This window comes from Oceanomicrobium pacificus, from assembly GCF_009833495.1.
Classification (GTDB): Bacteria; Pseudomonadota; Alphaproteobacteria; order Rhodobacterales; family Rhodobacteraceae; genus Oceanomicrobium; species Oceanomicrobium pacificus.
The window spans coordinates 29,382-46,860 of the sequence record NZ_WUWG01000005.1 but is presented as its reverse complement, the minus strand read 5'-3'; the positions used below and the strand labels follow the sequence as shown (position 1 = coordinate 46,860).

Annotated in this window: 17 protein-coding genes; 5 read left to right on the top strand and 12 right to left on the bottom strand. The window is 65.1% G+C overall.

What is annotated here, in order from left to right; translation table 11 throughout:
• Window positions 1-20 precede the first annotated feature (20 nt).
• Window positions 21-2,156 (bottom strand): methylmalonyl-CoA mutase, encoded by a 2,136-nt coding sequence (gene scpA, locus GSH16_RS11670; RefSeq protein ID WP_160855307.1) that lies wholly within the window; start codon window positions 2,154-2,156, stop codon window positions 21-23.
• An 87-nt stretch (window positions 2,157-2,243) separates the two neighbouring features.
• On the opposite strand from scpA, the gene GSH16_RS11665 reads away from it, so the two are divergent.
• Window positions 2,244-2,654, top strand: coding sequence for a DUF4174 domain-containing protein (locus GSH16_RS11665; protein ID WP_328803223.1), 411 nt, complete (start codon window positions 2,244-2,246; stop codon window positions 2,652-2,654).
• A gap of 43 nt (window positions 2,655-2,697) precedes the next feature.
• Here GSH16_RS11665 and GSH16_RS11660 read toward each other — a convergent pair whose 3' ends face one another.
• From GSH16_RS11660 to GSH16_RS11635, 6 genes are all read right to left on the bottom strand, one after another.
• Window positions 2,698-4,698, bottom strand: coding sequence for an acetyl-CoA carboxylase biotin carboxylase subunit (locus tag GSH16_RS11660; protein WP_160855305.1), 2,001 nt, complete (start codon window positions 4,696-4,698; stop codon window positions 2,698-2,700).
• Between the two features lie 126 nt (window positions 4,699-4,824).
• A complete protein-coding gene (locus tag GSH16_RS11655) occupies window positions 4,825-5,043 on the bottom strand; it encodes a hypothetical protein (protein WP_160855303.1) in 219 nt (72 codons plus the stop codon).
• A 33-nt stretch (window positions 5,044-5,076) separates the two neighbouring features.
• Window positions 5,077-5,274, bottom strand: a complete 198-nt coding sequence (locus GSH16_RS11650) for a hypothetical protein (RefSeq protein ID WP_160855301.1) — start codon at window positions 5,272-5,274, stop codon at window positions 5,077-5,079.
• 156 nt (window positions 5,275-5,430) lie between these two features.
• A complete protein-coding gene (locus GSH16_RS11645; protein WP_160855299.1) occupies window positions 5,431-5,775 on the bottom strand; it encodes a hypothetical protein in 345 nt (114 codons plus the stop codon).
• A 28-nt stretch (window positions 5,776-5,803) separates the two neighbouring features.
• Window positions 5,804-6,073: a hypothetical protein gene (locus GSH16_RS11640; RefSeq protein ID WP_160855297.1), complete on the bottom strand. Its 270-nt coding sequence runs from the start codon at window positions 6,071-6,073 to the stop codon at window positions 5,804-5,806.
• Between the two features lie 80 nt (window positions 6,074-6,153).
• Window positions 6,154-7,686 (bottom strand): acyl-CoA carboxylase subunit beta, encoded by a 1,533-nt coding sequence (locus GSH16_RS11635; RefSeq protein WP_160855295.1) that lies wholly within the window; start codon window positions 7,684-7,686, stop codon window positions 6,154-6,156.
• A gap of 151 nt (window positions 7,687-7,837) precedes the next feature.
• Between GSH16_RS11635 and GSH16_RS11630 the strand changes: the two genes are divergently transcribed.
• From GSH16_RS11630 to GSH16_RS11620, 3 genes are all read left to right on the top strand, one after another.
• Window positions 7,838-9,244 (top strand): helix-turn-helix domain-containing protein, encoded by a 1,407-nt coding sequence (locus tag GSH16_RS11630; protein WP_160855293.1) that lies wholly within the window; start codon window positions 7,838-7,840, stop codon window positions 9,242-9,244.
• Between the two features lie 78 nt (window positions 9,245-9,322).
• Window positions 9,323-9,856: a CoxG family protein gene (locus GSH16_RS11625; RefSeq protein ID WP_160855291.1), complete on the top strand. Its 534-nt coding sequence runs from the start codon at window positions 9,323-9,325 to the stop codon at window positions 9,854-9,856.
• A 4-nt stretch (window positions 9,857-9,860) separates the two neighbouring features.
• A complete protein-coding gene (locus tag GSH16_RS11620; RefSeq protein WP_160855289.1) occupies window positions 9,861-10,286 on the top strand; it encodes a DUF3052 family protein in 426 nt (141 codons plus the stop codon).
• A gap of 3 nt (window positions 10,287-10,289) precedes the next feature.
• On the opposite strand, the gene GSH16_RS11615 is transcribed toward GSH16_RS11620, so the two are convergent.
• On the bottom strand, window positions 10,290-11,420 hold the full coding sequence (locus GSH16_RS11615; RefSeq protein ID WP_160855287.1) for a carboxylate-amine ligase: 1,131 nt from the start codon (window positions 11,418-11,420) through the stop codon (window positions 10,290-10,292).
• Window positions 11,421-11,532: 112 nt separating this feature from the next.
• A complete protein-coding gene (locus GSH16_RS11610) occupies window positions 11,533-12,273 on the bottom strand; it encodes a YebC/PmpR family DNA-binding transcriptional regulator (RefSeq protein WP_160855285.1) in 741 nt (246 codons plus the stop codon).
• Window positions 12,274-12,409: 136 nt separating this feature from the next.
• Here GSH16_RS11610 and GSH16_RS11605 point away from each other — a divergent pair, with 136 nt between their 5' ends.
• Window positions 12,410-13,951, top strand: coding sequence for a phospholipase D family protein (locus tag GSH16_RS11605; RefSeq protein WP_160855283.1), 1,542 nt, complete (start codon window positions 12,410-12,412; stop codon window positions 13,949-13,951).
• 6 nt (window positions 13,952-13,957) lie between these two features.
• Here GSH16_RS11605 and GSH16_RS11600 read toward each other — a convergent pair whose 3' ends face one another.
• The 3 genes from GSH16_RS11600 to GSH16_RS11590 all read right to left on the bottom strand — a co-directional run bounded on the left by GSH16_RS11600 (window position 13,958) and on the right by GSH16_RS11590 (window position 17,280).
• Entirely contained in the window at window positions 13,958-15,673 is a 1,716-nt protein-coding gene (locus GSH16_RS11600) for an SLC13 family permease (protein ID WP_160855760.1), read from the bottom strand.
• Between the two features lie 135 nt (window positions 15,674-15,808).
• On the bottom strand, window positions 15,809-16,645 hold the full coding sequence (locus GSH16_RS11595; protein ID WP_160855281.1) for a TIGR00282 family metallophosphoesterase: 837 nt from the start codon (window positions 16,643-16,645) through the stop codon (window positions 15,809-15,811).
• A 50-nt stretch (window positions 16,646-16,695) separates the two neighbouring features.
• The gene (locus tag GSH16_RS11590; protein ID WP_160855279.1) at window positions 16,696-17,280 is read right to left on the bottom strand and encodes a 5-formyltetrahydrofolate cyclo-ligase; all 585 of its coding nucleotides are present in this window, start codon (window positions 17,278-17,280) and stop codon (window positions 16,696-16,698) included.
• Window positions 17,281-17,479 lie beyond the last annotated feature (199 nt).

Genomic DNA, 17,479 nt, shown 5'->3' with positions numbered 1-17,479 from the left:
CCCGCGCGGATCCGATCCGGTCAGCGCGCCTGCGCGTCGCGGATCAGACCAAGAATGTTCCGTGCCGCCTCGGGGATGTTGGTACCCGGACCGAAAATCGCCTTCACGCCGGATTTCTTGAGGAAATCATAGTCCTGCTGCGGGATCACCCCGCCGCAGACGACCAGGATTTCCGAAGCGTCGCGGTCCTTCAGCGCGTCCACCAGCTTGGGTGCGAGCGTCTTGTGGCCCGCCGCCTGCGACGAAATCCCGATGACATGCACATCATTGTCGACCGCATCCTGCGCCGCTTCCTCGGGCGTCTGGAAGAGCGGGCCGACATCCACGTCGAAGCCGATATCGGCGAAGGCGGTCGCGATCACCTTGGCGCCGCGGTCATGCCCGTCCTGCCCCATCTTGACAACCAGCATCCGCGGGCGGCGGCCCTCGTCGCGGGCAAATGCCTCGACATCCCGCTGGATCGTCTCGAACCCTTCATCGCCTTCATAGGCGGCTCCATACACGCCTGCCAATGTCCTGACCTCCGCCCTGTGGCGCCCGAAGGCGCGTTCCATCGCGTCCGAAATCTCGCCCACCGTGGCGCGGGCGCGGGCGGCATCGACGGCGAGCGCAAGCAGGTTGCCCTGTCCCGACCGTGCACCCGTTTCGAGCGCCTCGAGCGCCGCGGCGCAGGCCGCCGCATCACGTTTCGCGCGCACCGTGTCCAGCCGCGCGACCTGCGCCTCGCGAACCTTCACATTGTCCACGTCGAGAATGTCGATCTCGTCCTCGGACGCCAGACGATACTTGTTGACCCCGACGATCACTTCCTCGCCGCGGTCGACCGCCGCCTGACGGCGCGCCGCGCTTTCCTCGATCCGCAGTTTCGGCATGCCCGACGCCACGGCCTTGGTCATGCCCCCGAGCGCGTCCACTTCCTCGATCAGCGCCCAGGCCTTGTCAGCCAGTTCGGCGGTCAGGCTTTCCACATAGTAGGAGCCTGCCAGCGGATCGACGACATTGGTGATGCCGGTCTCCTCCTGCAGGATCAGCTGCGTGTTGCGTGCAATGCGCGCCGAAAATTCGGTGGGCAGCGCGATCGCCTCGTCAAGCGCATTGGTGTGCAGCGACTGGGTCCCGCCCAGTGCCGCGGCCATGGCCTCATAAGCGGTACGGATGACGTTGTTGTAGGGGTCCTGTTCCTGCAGCGACACGCCGGAGGTCTGGCAATGGGTGCGCAGCATCTTGGATTGCGGCTTCTGCGCCCCGAACCCGTCCATGATCCGATGCCACAGGAGCCGCGCCGCCCGCAGCTTCGCGGCCTCCATGAAGAAATTCATCCCAATGGCAAAGAAGAAGGAGAGCCGTCCGGCAAAGGCGTCCACATCCATGCCCGCATCGATCGCGGCCTGCACATACTCCTTGCCGTCGGCCAGCGTGAAAGCCAGTTCCTGCACAAGGTTCGCACCGGCTTCCTGCATATGGTAGCCGGAAATCGAGATGGAGTTGAAACGCGGCATCTCGGCCGCCGTGTAGGCAATGATGTCCGACACGATCCGCATCGAGGGTTCGGGCGGATAGATATAGGTGTTGCGGACCATGAACTCCTTGAGGATGTCGTTCTGGATCGTGCCAGTCAGCTGCGCCCTGTCGACGCCCTGTTCCTCGCCAGCCACGATAAAATTCGCAAGGATCGGGATGACCGCGCCGTTCATCGTCATGGACACGGACATCTGGTCGAGCGGGATGCCGTCAAAGAGGATCTTCATATCCTCGACACTGTCGATGGCCACGCCGGCCTTGCCGACATCGCCCTCCACCCGCGGGTGGTCGCTGTCATAGCCGCGATGGGTGGCCAGATCGAAGGCGACAGACACGCCCTTCTGCCCTGCCGCAAGGTTCTTGCGGTAGAAAGCGTTGGATTCCTCGGCCGTCGAGAATCCTGCATATTGCCGGATCGTCCAGGGCCGGCCCGCATACATGGTCGCACGCGGCCCGCGGGTGAAGGGCGCAAGCCCCGGCAAGCTGCCCAGATGGTCCAGATCCGCCAGATCGTCCTGCGTGTAGAGCGGTTGCACGGCAATGCCTTCAGGTGTTTGCCAAGTCAGCTCCTCGAGCGGCTTGCCGCGCAGTTCCTTGCGCGCCAGCGCTTCCCAGTCATCCCGTGATGCGGTCATCTGAACCTCCGCGTCGGGCGGGCGGCGCTCTCGACATTCGCCCGCGAGTGATTACCTAATGGGCGCAACATGATGGAGGTGCTACGCGTGAAGATCCTAGCCCCGGCTCTGGCCCTGCTCCTGGCGTTCGGCCCCCAGATCGCGCCCGCGCAGGAGGTGCGGCAGGCCGAGGTCCCGCTCGACGAGCTGGTCTGGGTCGCGCGTCCGCTGGTGATATTCGCGACGACGGAGAACGATCCGCGGTTCCGGCGGCAGATGGAACTGCTCCAGACACGCCCCGAGGAACTGGCGCTCCGCGACGTGCAGATCTTCGTCGATACCGACCCGGACGCGAATGGCGAGATGCGCCGTTCGCTGCGACCGCGCGGCTTCATGGTGGTTCTGATCGACAAGGACGGGCGCGTGGCGCTGCGGCGGCCGGAACCGCTGCGAACGGACGAGCTGGTGCGGTTCATCGACCGCACGCCGCTCCGGCAGGACGAGATCCGCGGCAACTGACCGCGGTCCCGGCCCTGCCCGGCCGCCATATGCGCCGCGCCGGTCATTCGAACTCCATGATGATCTCGTCCACCGCAAGGCTCTGGCCCGGTGCGGCATGGACCTTGGCCACACGGCCCTTGCGCTCGGCCCGCAGGACATTTTCCATCTTCATCGCTTCGACCGTGCAAAGCGCCTGCCCGTCCTGCACCTCGTCGCCCTCGGCCACGGCCAGCGACACGACGAGGCCCGGCATCGGGCAGAGCAGCATTTTCGACGTGTCGGGCGGCAGCTTCTCGGGCATCAGGGACGCCAGTTCCGCGATCCGCGGTGTCTGCACGCTCGCCTTGATCTCCGCGCCGCGATAGCGCAGGCGCACGCCGCCGATCACCTTGTCGACCTTCACCGCCATCGGCTGACCGTCGATCACCGCCCGCGCGAGGCTCTGGCCGAAGACCCAGTCGGTGACGATGGACAGTGTCTCGCCATCCTGGAAGCTGACATCGGTCTGGGCATCATGCTCGTTGACCGTCACATGGAACCGCTCGTCGCCGAGGAACACGACCCAGTGCGGGTCGATGCGACGGTGATGGTTGCGCATGGCGCCCGATATCTGCGCCTCGCGCTGTTCGCGGACCATCTTCATATGGGCCACCAGTGCGGCGAGACGGCGGCGCGTGTCCGCGTCGAGCGTCGCGCCCTCGAATCCTTCGGGATATTCTTCCGCAATGAATGCGGTCGTGATCTCGCCCGAGACGAAGCGCGGGTGGTCCATCACGGCACTCAGGAACGGCAGGTTGTGGCCGATGCCTTCCACCTCGAACGTGTCGAGCGCCGTCCGCATCCCCTCGATCGCCGCGGCACGGTCGGGTGCCCATGTGCAGAGCTTGGCGATCATCGGATCGTAATACATGGAGATCTCGCCGCCCTCATAGACGCCGGTATCGTTGCGCACGGCCTCGGTGTCGGTCGCCTGCTCTTCCGGCGGACGGTAGCGGGTCAACCGCCCGATGGAGGGCAGGAAATTGCGGTAGGGATCCTCGGCATAGAGCCGGCTCTCGATCGCCCAGCCGTTCAGCACCACATCATCCTGTGCAATCGCGAGTTTCTCGCCATGGGCGACGCGGATCATTTGCTCCACGAGATCGATGCCGGTGATCAGTTCGGTGACGGGATGTTCCACCTGCAGGCGGGTGTTCATCTCCAGAAAATAGAAGTTCCGGTCGCCGTCGACGATGAATTCGACCGTCCCGGCCGAGCAATAGTCCACCGCCTTGGCAAGGGCCACCGCCTGCTCGCCCATCGCGCGGCGTGTATCGGGGTCGAGGAACGGGCTCGGCGCTTCCTCGATGACCTTCTGGTTGCGGCGCTGGATCGAACATTCCCGCTCGCCCAGATAGATGCAGTTGCCATGCTGGTCGCCGAGCACCTGGATCTCGATATGGCGTGGCTGGGTGACGAATTTCTCGATGAAGATCCGGTCATCGCCGAAGGAACTGGCGGCTTCGTTCTTCGAGGACTGGAACCCCTCGCGCGCATCCTGATCGTTCCACGCAATGCGCATGCCCTTGCCACCACCGCCGGCGCTTGCCTTGATCATCACCGGATAGCCGATCTCGTTGGAGATCTTCACCGCCTCGTCGGCGTCCCCGATCAGGCCCATATAGCCCGGCACGGTGCTGACACCGGCCTCCGCCGCCAGTTTTTTCGACGTGATCTTGTCGCCCATCGCCTCGATCGCGCCGGTCGGCGGCCCGATGAAGGCGACGCCCTCGGCAGCCAGTGCGGCGGCAAATTCGGCACGTTCGGACAGGAAGCCGTAGCCCGGATGGACAGCCTCCGCGCCTGTCTTGCGGATCGCGTCCATGATCTTCTCGATCACGATGTAGCTTTCCGCCGCCGGGGCCGGACCGATATGCACGGCTTCATCGGCCATGCGCACATGCAAGGCGTTGCGGTCCGCGTCGGAATAGACCGCCACGGTCGCGATTCCCATGCGGCGGGCCGTCTTGATGACCCGGCAGGCGATCTCTCCGCGATTGGCGATCAGGATTTTCTTGAACATCAGAGGCCTCCCCGGGTGCGGGCCAATTGTGCCCCACACCGTTTCAGAACGCAGACAGGCCCGGACGCAATCGCTCCCGGGCCTGTCGAAATCATGTGCCGCGCGGATTTGCCGCGACGGATCAGCTCATTTGTAGACCGGCTTGCCGAGATAGATATCGTCGGGCTCGGTGACGGCACCGACGACGCCACCGACACCGGCGCCGATAAGCGCGCCGGGGCCGAGCACGGCCGTGCTTGCCCCCCCGATCGCTGCGCCCGTGAGCGCGCGATCACCGGTTTCCGTTCCGCAGCCGGCGAGCATGGCGCCCGCCAGCAGGAACGGCAGGATACGTCCTGCGAACATGGGTCTAACTGTCCCTCTTGGTCAGACCGATGTTCAGTATTTCTGAGCCGCGTCGACCACGACGCCGGTGGCACCGCCGATGGCCGCGCCGGTCGCGATGTCATTGTCGGTGACCGCAGCCACGCCCGCGCCGATGGCCGCGCCGGTGACGGCCTTTTCCGCCGCCGTGTTGCCGCAGGCCGTGATAAGGGCCGCAACGCCGATGACGGCTGCCAGTTTGATGATCCGCATTTTGTTTCTCCTCTGCTCGTCGGCGCCGGATGGCCCGGCACCGTATCGCGCAGACAATAGGAAACCGGATCGTGGCTTTCCAGCACTGATGCAGTCAGGGCACGCGATTGTGCAAAAATGGGCACAGAACCGCCGATATGAAGAGTGAAGGCCATCCTACCGGAATGCCTTTGGAAAACTGGCGCGCGCCTTGTCCACGTCGATGCGCAGGAGCGCCTCATAGCTGCGCGGATCGAACGGGTCCTCGGCCGCGACCACTTCGCGCCCGAAAAGCCAGTTGAGCCGTCCGGCATCCAGATTGCCACGTTCGAACGGCGCATCTCCGAAATGCTCCCAGAGCGCCTGCATGAAGCCCTCGTCGGCACGGCGGTCGGCCGGGCGGCGGTCGGCATAGCGCGCGCGTTCCTTCAGTTCCGGCACCTCGCCCTTGGCTTCGCGCCGGATGGTGAACTGGAAATCCGTGCCCGGCAGGCGCGAGGGGAATCCGCGATGTTTCAGCATGACAGCCCCCGCGTTGCGCGGGCGGCGTTCAGTCGGGATCGCTGTCCGGACCGTCGTCCTTGCTGTCGCCCAGCAGCATGACGGCCACGCCCATCTGGATCGCACCGAAAGTGAGCGCCATCTGGAAGAAGAGCACGAAGGTCGCCAGACCGCTGCCATCCTGCGACAGGAGCCGCCCCAGCCCGAACGTGTCGGTCCAGATCAGCGCGAACAGCACGCCGCAGCCCAGCACCATGCCCCAGAGCGCATGGAGTGCCATGAACCGCAAGAGTTTCGGCAGACGCGGCCGTTCCGGCATGATCACCCTCCGTCAGACGGACAGTATCCCGCCGCGATACGGTGCGGGACAAGTCACGCTTGCGCGAGAGCGCCACGGTCTCAGAGCGGGATATTGTCATGTTTCTTCCACGGATTTTGCAGCGCCTTGTTGCGCAGGCTGGCGAATGCCCGGGCGACACGCTTGCGGGTCGATTGCGGCATGATGACCTCGTCGATGAAGCCCTTTTCGGCTGCAACGAACGGATTGGCGAACCGGTCCTCATATTCCTTTGTCTTCTGGGCGATCTTCTCCGCGTCTCCAAGGTCGGACCGGTAAAGGATCTCCACCGCGCCCTTGGCGCCCATCACGGCGATTTCCGCAGTCGGCCACGCATAGTTGAAATCGCCGCGCAGATGTTTCGATGCCATCACGTCATAGGCCCCGCCATAGGCCTTGCGGGTGATGACGGTCACTTTCGGCACCGTGGCCTCGCCATAGGCAAAGAGGAGCTTCGCCCCGTGCTTGATGACCCCGCCATATTCCTGACTGGTGCCGGGCAGGAAGCCGGGCACGTCCACGAGCGTCAGGATCGGGATCTCGAACGCGTCGCAGAAGCGGACGAAGCGGGCCGCCTTGCGGCTGCTGTCAATGTCGAGGCACCCGGCGAGCACCATCGGCTGGTTCGCCACAACACCCACGGTCGATCCTTCGAGGCGGATGAAGCCAGTCAGGATGTTCTTCGCGTAATCCTCCTGGATCTCGAAGAAATCCCCCTCATCCGCCAGCTTCAGGATCAGTTCCTTCATGTCATAGGGCGTGTTGGGATTGTCGGGTACGAGCGTGTCGAGCGAGCTTTCCACCCGGTCCCAATCGTCGAAGAAGGGCCGCACCGGCGGTTTCTCGCGATTGTTGAGCGGCAGGAAATCAACTAGGCGACGGACTTCCATCAGCGCCTCGATATCATTCTCGAACGCGCCGTCCGCGACCGAGGATTTGGACGTATGTGTCTTGGCCCCGCCCAGTTCCTCGGCCGTGACCTGCTCGTTCGTCACCGTCTTGACCACGTCGGGTCCGGTCACGAACATGTAGCTGCTGTCGCGGACCATGAAGATGAAATCGGTCATCGCCGGCGAATAGACCGCCCCGCCCGCGCACGGCCCCATGATGACCGAGATTTGCGGCACAACGCCCGACGCCATGATGTTGCGCTGGAACACGTCCGCATAGCCCGCGAGCGAGGCCACGCCTTCCTGAATGCGCGCACCGCCGGAATCGTTCAGCCCGATCACCGGCGCGCCGTTCTTCATCGCCATATCCATGATCTTGCAGATCTTCTGCGCATGGGTTTCAGACAGCGACCCGCCGAGCACCGTGAAATCCTGGCTGAACAGATAGACCATACGGCCATTGATCGTGCCCCAGCCGGTCACCACCCCGTCGCCGGGATACTGATGTTCCTCCATCCCGAAATCGGTGCAGCGATGGGCAACGAACATGTCGAATTCCTCAAAGCTGCCCTCATCGAGCAGGACCTCGATCCGTTCGCGCGCGGTCAGCTTGCCCTTGGCATGCTGGGCGTCGATGCGCCGTTGGCCACCACCGAGCCGCGCCTCGTCCCTGCGCCGCTCCAACTCTTCGAGAATCTGCGTCATGCCGTCCTCCCTGACATGCTGCGGTGGTCCGCCAGCCGCTTCCGGGTGGAAGATAGTCCCGGACCGGCCGTCGTGAAACGAGAATCCAGTATATTTGCAAACCTGTTTGCTATATTCTTTTGCAAATTGCGAAATCTGCTAAGGACAGGTGATGCCCGCGTCGAAACTCTATGCCGGCGGCAAGCTGCGCGAACTCCGGCTGCGGCTCGACATGCCGCAGAAAGCCTTTGCCGGACGGCTTGGCATATCCCTGCCCTATCTCAGCCAGATCGAGAACAACCACCGGCCGGTGCCCGCAGGGCTGGTGCTGGCGCTGGCGCGCGAATTCGGCTTCGACGTGAATGAACTGTCGGCCGGCGAACCGGACCGCGTGGTGGCCGATCTGCGCGAGGTGCTCGCCGATCCGGTGTTTGCCGACACGCCGGTGCCCGATGCCGATCTGGGCCTGATGGCCGCCAACGCGCCGGCACTGGCGCATGCGCTCCTGTCGCTCCACCGCACCTACCGGCAGACGACCGAGCGGCTTGCCTCGCTGGACGAGGCTCTGGGCCGCGAAGGGTCCGGCGTCGCCCCGCTCCCCTGGGAAGAGGTGCGCGATTTCTTCCACTATTGCGACAATTACGTGGATGCGGTGGACCGCGCGGCCGAGCGGTTCGCAGCTGCCGCAGGCCTCGATGGAGAGGGTCGGCTGGCACGGCTCGCGGACTGGCTCGCGGAGCGCCATGGCGTCACGGTGATCCGCCATCGCGACGGGCCGTTGCGGGCCTTTGATCGCAGCGCCCGCACGCTCAGCCTGTCGCGCCGCGCCAGCCCCGAGAGCCAGGCGTTTGCGCTCGCCCATCAGGTGGCGCTGCTCGACCATGGCGACCTGCTGGACGCCACGCTCGATTTCGCCCGTTTCCGGACAGAGGATGCGCGCGACATCTGCAAGATCGGTCTGGCCAACTATTTCGCGGGTGCGGCGCTCCTGCCATATCGTGCTTTCCTTGCCGCCGCGGACGAGACGCGGCACGATCTCGACCGGCTGGCCGACCGGTTCGAGGCGTCGCTCGAACAGGTGGCGCACCGGCTGTCCACCCTGCAACGCGCGGGCGCCCGCGGCATTCCCTTCTTTTTCGTCCGCGTCGATCAGGCCGGCACGATCACCAAGCGCCATTCGGCAACGCGCCTGCAATTCGCGCGTTTCGGCGGGGCATGCCCCTTGTGGAACGTCCATCAGGCCTTCGAGCAGCCCGGACGTTTCCTGCGCCAGTTGGCCGAGACGCCGGACGGGGTCCGCTACCTCTGCCTTGCGCGGGACATTTCCAAACCCGGCCATGCGTTCCGTGCGCCGATGCGGCGCTACGCGATCGGACTTGGCTGCGAGATCCGCCATGCCGACCGTCTGGTCTATGCGGACGGGCTCGATCTGGGGGCGCCGGATGCGTTCGAGCCGATCGGTGTCTCCTGCCGGATCTGCGAGCGCCGCGACTGTCATCAGCGGTCCGTCCCGCCGATGGAGCGCAACCTCCAGATCGACCATGACCGGCGCGATATCGTGCCCTACCGGATCGCCTGAACACCCCTGCCTGCCGCCCATTGCAACCGCCCGCGCCGCGGCCTAAGACTGACGCAACACTGAATGAGGGAGGCAATCATGGAACTCAAAGGCACGCGCACCATCGCCGCGGACCGCCAGACCGTCTGGGCGGCGCTGAACGATCCGGAGGTCCTGAAAGCCTGCATCCCGGGGTGCAGCGAGTTGACCGGATCGCCCGAGGACGGATTCGCCGCCGTCGTCACGCAGAAGGTCGGGCCGGTGAAAGCCACCTTCAAGGGGGCCGTCAGCCTGTCGGAGATCGACGCGCCCAACAGCTATGTGATTTCGGGCGAGGGCAAGGGCGGCGCGGCCGGTTTTGCCAAGGGCAGCGCCAAGGTGGCCCTGTCGGATGTCGCGGATGGCACCGAACTGGCCTATGACGTGGACGCCAAGGTCGGCGGCAAGCTCGCACAACTCGGCTCGCGCCTGATCGACGGATTCGCCAAGAAGATGGCCGACCAGTTCTTCGAGAATTTTCAGACCCAGATCGAAGGCCCGGCCGAGGTGGAGGACGCTCCCGAAGCCGAGAGCGACGAAGCGGCCGAGGGCGACACGCCCAAGAAGGGCTGGGTCAAGAAGCTGATCGGCTGATCCGGTGGCGGGGGGCGGCACGTCCGGCTACAGCTCCCGCCCGCTCGCCGCGAAACTCGGCTACGCGTCCGGCCTGCGCATCGCGGCCCGCAACATGCCCGACAGCGTTGTAGCCGCCATTGCGGATACGGCGCCGGGTCTTACCTATCTGGGCTTGCGCGCCCGCAACCTCGACGCGCTGCATCTGTTCCATGACCGGCGCGCCGCGCTTGCACGGGACCTGACCAAAGGCCGCACCATCATCCGTCCGGCCGGCATGATCTGGGTGAGTTGGCCCAAACGCGCCGCGGGTGTGCCTACGGATATTACAGAGGACGTGATCCGCGAACTGGCCCTGCCGATGGGGCTGGTGGACGTGAAGGTCTGCGCGGTGGACAACACATGGTCGGGCCTGAAGCTCGTCATCCGCAAGGAATTGCGCGGCGGTTGACCCTCAGACCGGGCGGCGGAACTCGTCGATGAGCGCATCGACCACAGCACCCATCGCTTCCGCATCCGACGCGCCGCCGGCTTTCGCACCGGCATAGATCTGGCGCTGTCGGTCGGCCGAACTGCCGCGTGCAACGAGTGCCAGCACGCCTTGCAATTCCGCCTCGCACCCGAGGAGTTCCGCTTCCTCCCCCACCAGTTCGACCAGTTCCTCGGCCAGTGCCGACAGGTCCACGAGCGCCCGCCGCCCCTGATCGACCAGTTGACCGGATGTGCCGTAGCGCTGCGCCCGCCAGCGGTTTTCCATCAGGAGTGTGCGAGGGTAGATGCGCCAGCGCTGGTTCGCGCTCTTCAACCGGTAGAGATAGGCGAGCAGGCACTGGTAGAGCGCAGCAATCGCCGCCACGTCGGACAGAAGCGGGCAGACATCGGTGATCCGCTGTTCCAGCGTAGGAAACTTGTCGGACGGGCGCACGTCCCACCAGATCCGCGTCGCATCCTCGATGCAGCCCGCCGCCACCAGATGATCGACGAGGCGGCGATATTCGGCAAAACTGTCCAGATAATCCGGCAAACCGGTGCGCGGCAGCGCGTCGAACACGGTCAGCCGGTAGCTCGACAGGCCGGTATCCTCCTCCTCCCAGAAGGGCGAGGAACAGGAGAGCGCCAGCAGGTGCGGCAGGAAATAGGCGATCTGATTCATCAGGTCGATGCGCTGGTCGTCCTCTTCGATCCCGACATGGATATGCATCCCGCAAATGACCATGCGCCGCACCGCCTGCCCCAGATCGGTGCGCAACGCGTCATAGCGTTCCTTGCGGGTGTGGGTCTGGTCGCGCCAGTGCCCGAACGGATGGGTAGAGGCCGCGATGGGCGCATAGCCGAACCCGTCTGCCACCTCGGCGACGCCGGCGCGCAGCGCGGCCAGATCGGCAATCGCGTCAGAGACCTTTTGATGCGGTTTTGTCCCCACCTCGACCTGGCACTGGAGATATTCGCCCGTCACCTGATCGCCGAGCCGCCGGCCGCATTCGTCCATGAAGGCTTCGGGCGGCTGGCGGACGAGCGCCCGCGTCTCCCGGTCGACGATCAGATATTCTTCCTCGATCCCGAGGGTGAAGCTCGGCCTGTCCATGGGGCGCCTCCGCACTGTCCAGCGCCCCGAGTGTAGCGCCCCAAGCCCCTGCGCCAAGACGAAAAAACCCGCGCCGGGGCGCGGGTTTGTCCTTGTCGCGATCTGTGGCGGCTCAAAGCTCGGCCATCACCTCGTCGGAAATGTCGAAGTTGGCGGTGACGTTCTGCACGTCGTCATCATCTTCCAGCGCCTCGATCAGGCGCATCAGTTTCTGCGCGCCATCCAGATCGAGCGGGGTCGTGGTCTGCGGCTTCCAGATCAGTTTCGAGGTCTCGGATTCGCCCAGTTCCGCTTCCAGCGCGTTCGACACATCGTTGAGATCATTGGCATCGCAATAGATCTCGTGGCTGTCCTCGCTGCTCTCCACATCCTCGGCCCCGGCCTCGATCGCGGCCATCATCACGGTGTCCGCATCGGCCACATCGCCGGGATAGACGATCAGACCCTTGCGGTCGAACATGAAGGACACGGCGCCGGTTTCGGCGAGATTGCCGCCCGACTTGGTGAAGATCGACCGCACGTTCGAAGCCGTGCGATTTCGGTTGTCGGTCATCGCCTCGACGATCACGGCGACACCTTCGGGACCGTAGCCCTCGTAGCGGATCTCGTCGTAATTCTCCGCATCGCCGCCCATCGATTTCTTGATCGCGCGTTCGATCACGTCCTTGGGCACGGACTGGGACTTGGCTTCCTTCACCGCCAGGCGCAGGCGCGGGTTCTTGTCGGGGTCCGGATCGCCCATCTTGGCCGCGACGGTGATTTCCTTCGCGAGTTTCGAGAACAGCTTCGAGCGCGCGGCGTCCTGCCGCCCCTTGCGATGCTGGATATTTGCCCATTTCGAATGGCCGGCCATGGTGGTCTCCGTCTTCGATCTTCGAGGAAGTCGGGGCTGTATAGACCCGCAGATGCGTGCTGTTCAAGTGGACAGCCCGCCGGTGCGCGCCTAGACTCGCGGCAAAAGACGTGACCGGGCAACAGGCAGGCAGAGAATGACACGATTTAACGGCATCCGGGCGGCATTTGCAGCCCTGTCGCTTCTGGCCATGGGCGCCTGCACCTATGTGCCGTTCGACGCGCCGCGCACCGTCAGCCGCGCGACCGATCCGCTCGGCCCGAGCGCACTTGCCAGCGAAGCACAGGCTGACCTTGCCCCTTATGGCGGGCGTTCGGCCTTCGTGCCCCTGTCGGAAGGCAATGACGCGCTCGGCGCGCGGCTGAAGATGATCGAGGCGGCGGAGCGCAGCATCGATCTGCAATATTTCCTCATCAAGCCCGATCTGGCGGGCAGCCTTGTCAGCCGTGCGCTGATCGATGCCGCGGAACGCGGCGTGCGGGTGCGCTTCCTGCTCGACGATGTGTTCACCACGGCCGATGACACCCAGCTCGCGCTTCTCGACAGTTTCGACAATATCGAGGTCCGGCTCTTCAACCCGCTCTCGCGCAACAGCATCAAGGCGGTGAACTTCCTGCTCGATTTCAACCGCGTGAACCGGCGCATGCACAACAAGTCGCTGACTGTGGACAATGCGCTGTCGGTGGTTGGCGGGCGCAACATTGCGGATGAGTATTTCCAGATCCACACAGATGCGGAATTTGCCGATTTCGACATGTTCGTGGCCGGTCCCGCGGTGCAGAAGATCACGGAGAGTTTCGACCGGTTCTGGAACGACCCGCGCGCGGTGCCGGTCGTTAACATAGTTGGCGCCGACACCGAGGCCGAGTTGCGCGCCACTTTGGCCGACATCACGACCAGCGCCAGCGCGGCCGAACGCGGCATCTACCGCCGCGCGGTCAATTCGCAATACATTGCGGATTTCAGCGCCGGCCGGCTTGATGCGCTGGTTTCGGCCAACATGGTCGTGTCAGACAGTCCCGACAAGCTGCGCCAGCCGGTGCCGAGCGCCGACCGGAGGCTCTACCGCGCCCTGCAGGACCAGATGCTCAAATCGGAAGACAGCGTCCTGATCCTGACCCCTTATTTCGTGCCCCGCCAGTCCGGCGTCGATTTCTATGCCGAACTGGAACGACGCGGCATCGACGTGAAGGTGGTGACCAACTCGCTGGCCGCGACCAACCATTCCTATGTACATGGCGGCTACGCCAAATACCGCAAGGCGCTGCTGGAGGCCGGCGTGCAGCTCTACGAGGTGCGGGCCGATGCGCCGCAGGTTCTGGGCGATCTGCCCGAAGGCAGCGACGTGAAACTGACCATGCACACGAAACTGGCCTTTTTCGACGATGACCGCGCCTTCGTCGGGTCGCTCAATTTCGATCCGCGCTCGATCGAGATCAATTCCGAACTGGGCCTCTTCGTGGCGCTTCCCGCCGACAGCGAACTGACGGCGGACCTGATCCGCCAGCGGCTGGCGGACTATGCATACGAGGTCCGGCTCGACGCGGAGGGGCGCCTGATCTGGGTCTATGACAATGGCCGCCGGCGCGAGCTTCTGCGCTCGGAACCTGGCGCGGGCGCCCTGTCGAAATTCGTGGCCGGCGTCACCCGCATCCTGCCCGTCGAGGGCCAGCTCTGACCGCGTTCAGAGCGGCCAGAAAAAGGGGATGAGCAGGCTCGACAGAAGGCCGATCGACAGGTTGAGCGGCAGGCCGACGCGCACGAAATCGGTGAACCGGTAGCCGCCGGGCCCGTAGACAAGCGTGTTTGTCTGGTAGCCGATCGGCGTGGCGAAACTGGCCGAGGCCGCAATCATCACCGCGACGACCAGCGGGCGCGGGTCGATCCCGAGCTGCGCCGCCAGACCGATTGCGACCGGTGTGATGACCACGGCCACCGCATTGTTCGACACCATTTCCGTCAGAAGCGAGGTCAGCAGGTAGATGGCCCAGATGAGCAAGGGCGGCGGCAGGTGCTGGAGCAGCGGCGCGAGGCTCCGCGCGATCAGGTCGACCGCCCCCGACCGGTCGAGCGCCAGCCCCACGGCCAGCATCGCGAAGATCAGCGCCAGAAGCCGCCCGTCCACGAAATCGAACGCTTCCTCGGCGTCGATGCAGCGCGTCACCAGCACCGCGGCCACGCCCAGAAGCGCCGCGACATGGATCGGCAGCCAGCCCAGCGCGGATATCAGCACGACGCTGGCTAGGATGCCGATGACGAGCGGCGCGCGTTCGCGCCGGTAGGCGCGGTCGGACGGGGCGGAGATGTCCACGAGCCCCACATCCTGCGCCAGACGCTGGATATCCTCCGGCGCGCCTTCGAGCAGCAGCGTGTCGCCGACCCGCACCACCACATCGTCGAGCTGACGCCCGATATTCTGGTTCCGGCGATGCACGGCCAGCGGATAGACGCCATAGCGCCGCCGCAGCCGGAGCGTGCCGAGCGACCGCCCAATGAGCCGGCAGCCCGGTGAAATGAGCGCCTCCACCGTCGTTGTCTTTCGCGACGAGAGCTTGTCGACCGTCTCCAGATCCTTGCTCTCCATCAGGCCGAGCAATTCGTTGACCGCGGTGCGCAGGACCACGCGGTCGCCGGCCTCCAGCACCACGTCGGGAAAGCCGCGCCGCAGCGACTCGTCGCCCCTGAGCACGTCGATGACGCGCATGCCCTCGCGCTGGAACACGGGCGCCGTGAAAACCTTCTGCCCGATGAGCGCCGATTCCTCGGGGATAGCCACTTCGGTGAAGAATTTCATCGATTTGCGGTCCGCGAGCAGGTCAGCCATCGACTGGCGGTCCGGCAGAAGCCGCGGCGCGACCAGCCGCAGGTAGAGGAAACCGAACACCACAAGGATGAGGCCGAGCGGCGTCACCTCGAAAAGGGTGAAAGGCTCCAGCCCCGCCGAGCGCGCCACGCCGTCCACGAGCAGGTTGGTCGAGGTCCCGATCAGCGTGCAGAGCCCGCCGAGGATCGCGACATAGGAGAGCGGGATCAGGAGTTTCGAGGCCGACATGTTCATCGATTTGGCCAGTTGCACCGTGAGCGGGATCATCAGCACCACAACGGGCGTGTTGTTCATGAAGGCGGACGCAATGACGGTTAGGATCGCGAAGGCGAAAATGACCAGCTTCGGCCGCGTCTCGCCATGGTCCCGCGCCAGTTGCGTCATCCGGCTGAGCGCGCCGGTCCGCAACAGCCCGCCGGTCAGGATGAACATGGCGGCGATGGTCCAGGGCGCGGGGTTGGAAAAGACGGACAGAAGCTCGTCCGTGGGCAGAATGCCGGTCAGCAACAGCGCCGCGACCCCGGCAATGGCGACGACCTCGGTCGGATAGGTTTCCCGCACGAAGGCAACGAACATGCCAACGACGATCAGGAGCGCGACGATCGCGGTCCAGGTTTCGGACTGGATAAGGTCAGGCACAGGCGGCGCTGGCTCCGGCGGTTTCGGGTGGCCCAGAATGGCGCAACCCGGCACGGGCGGGCAAGCCGCTTGTCACGGGGCGGCCCCGGGCAACGGATCGGGACCGGACTGCTGCAGACGCCCGCCCACCCGCACCGGCACGATCCGCGTTGCACGGCCGGTCTTGTCGTCCGTCTCCACGAAACAGCCGCTGAGCGTCGCCGGACCGGCGGCCGGCGTGAAGCGGCCCTTGTTCATTCCGGTGACAAAGCGGCGCAGCGGCTCGACCTTGTCCATGCCAATCACGCTGTCATAGTCGCCGCACATGCCGGCATCGGTCATGTAGGCCGTGCCGCCATCAAGAATATGCGCGTCCCCGGTCGGCACATGGGTATGGGTGCCGACGACGAGCGAGGCCCGCCCGTCCGACCAGTGGCCGAGCGCCACTTTCTCCGAACTGGCTTCGGCATGCACATCGACGATGACCGCATCCGCACCGCTGCCGAGCGGCGCGGCCTTGAAAGCGGCATCGAGCGCGGAGAAAGGGTCGGAAAAGGGACGCTTCATGAAGACCTGCCCCAGCACCTGCACGACCAGCACCTTGCGCCCGCCCGGCGCATCGAACAGCCGTGCCCCCTTGCCGGGGGCGGCCCGGGCATAGTTGAGCGGCCGCAGGATGCGCCGGTCGCCCTCGATCGCGGTGAGCATGTCGCGTTGGTCGAACGCATGATCGCCAAGAGTCAGGCAATCCGCGCCGGCCTCCAAGAGCAGCTTGGCATGGGCGCCGGTCAGCCCCAGCCCGGAGGAGGCATTTTCCGCATTGATCGTGACGAAATCGAGCTTCCAGCTGTCCCGCAGGACCGGCAGGTATTTCTGAACGGCGGCGCGGCCGGTCCGGCCGACAATATCGCCCAAGAACAAGATACGCATAGCACTCCAATAGTCTTAAAACCGCGGATTCCCCGCGAAATGACCTGCAATTATACGCTATCGGCGCTGAAAACTACGCCTTTTTCGGTAATGACCGCATCAAGTGGCATATCGGTCGCCTCGACCGGAACGGCGTCACATTCCTGCGCGGCATAGGCCAGACCGACGGTGCGCAGCGGATGGCGCGCGGCCAGCGCGGCGATCGTCCGGTCGTAAAAGCCGCCGCCATAGCCGAGCCGGTAACCCCGCCGGTCGAAGGCCAGAAGCGGCACGACCAGCAGGTCCGGTTCGACGAGCGCGCCGCTTGCCGGCACATGTGCTCCGAAGGCTCCGGGGACGAGCGGCGTATCCGGCGTCCATGCGCGGAAAATGAGGGGGTGGCCCCTCTCCACCACGACGGGCATGGCGAGCGGAACGCCTGCGGCCGCCGCATCGATCAGTGCGGGGCGCGGGTCGATCTCGGTCCGCATCGGCAGATAGGCGGCAATGGCGCGGGGGCGCGGTCCGGCGGCAATCCAGTGGCGCAGGGCCTCGGTCGCGCTGCCCGGATGGGGACCGTGTTCGGCATGGGCCGCTGCGCGCCGGTCAGCGGCCGCCTTGCGGGCCGCGGCCTTGGCGGTCTGCATGTCGCTCATGCGGTGCAACCGATTGAAGTGCAGGAAATTCGGCGGGCCCGTCGCGGCCGTGCGTGTTTGAAATCCTCGAGAGCCTGGAAAAACCAGGTGGGCGCCAGATGCAATAGGCCAGAACCAGTCACAGAGCCAGCTCCCATTCGAAAGATTAAGGCCACTAGGATATGACACATCACGAGAGGGACAGAACCCGCCTCGGCAC

Coding starts and splice junctions, on each gene's coding strand:
- scpA (WP_160855307.1), bottom strand. CDS start 2,156: ATGACCGCATCACGGGATGACTGGGAAGCGCTGGCGCGCAAGGAACTG.
- GSH16_RS11660 (WP_160855305.1), bottom strand. CDS start 4,698: ATGTTCAAGAAAATCCTGATCGCCAATCGCGGAGAGATCGCCTGCCGG.
- GSH16_RS11655 (WP_160855303.1), bottom strand. CDS start 5,043: ATGTTCGCAGGACGTATCCTGCCGTTCCTGCTGGCGGGCGCCATGCTC.
- GSH16_RS11650 (WP_160855301.1), bottom strand. CDS start 5,274: ATGCGGATCATCAAACTGGCAGCCGTCATCGGCGTTGCGGCCCTTATC.
- GSH16_RS11645 (WP_160855299.1), bottom strand. CDS start 5,775: ATGCTGAAACATCGCGGATTCCCCTCGCGCCTGCCGGGCACGGATTTC.
- GSH16_RS11640 (WP_160855297.1), bottom strand. CDS start 6,073: ATGCCGGAACGGCCGCGTCTGCCGAAACTCTTGCGGTTCATGGCACTC.
- GSH16_RS11635 (WP_160855295.1), bottom strand. CDS start 7,686: ATGACGCAGATTCTCGAAGAGTTGGAGCGGCGCAGGGACGAGGCGCGG.
- GSH16_RS11630 (WP_160855293.1), top strand. CDS start 7,838: ATGCCCGCGTCGAAACTCTATGCCGGCGGCAAGCTGCGCGAACTCCGG.
- GSH16_RS11625 (WP_160855291.1), top strand. CDS start 9,323: ATGGAACTCAAAGGCACGCGCACCATCGCCGCGGACCGCCAGACCGTC.
- GSH16_RS11615 (WP_160855287.1), bottom strand. CDS start 11,420: ATGGACAGGCCGAGCTTCACCCTCGGGATCGAGGAAGAATATCTGATC.
- GSH16_RS11610 (WP_160855285.1), bottom strand. CDS start 12,273: ATGGCCGGCCATTCGAAATGGGCAAATATCCAGCATCGCAAGGGGCGG.
- GSH16_RS11605 (WP_160855283.1), top strand. CDS start 12,410: ATGACACGATTTAACGGCATCCGGGCGGCATTTGCAGCCCTGTCGCTT.
- GSH16_RS11600 (WP_160855760.1), bottom strand. CDS start 15,673: ATGTTCGTTGCCTTCGTGCGGGAAACCTATCCGACCGAGGTCGTCGCC.
- GSH16_RS11595 (WP_160855281.1), bottom strand. CDS start 16,645: ATGCGTATCTTGTTCTTGGGCGATATTGTCGGCCGGACCGGCCGCGCC.
- GSH16_RS11590 (WP_160855279.1), bottom strand. CDS start 17,280: ATGAGCGACATGCAGACCGCCAAGGCCGCGGCCCGCAAGGCGGCCGCT.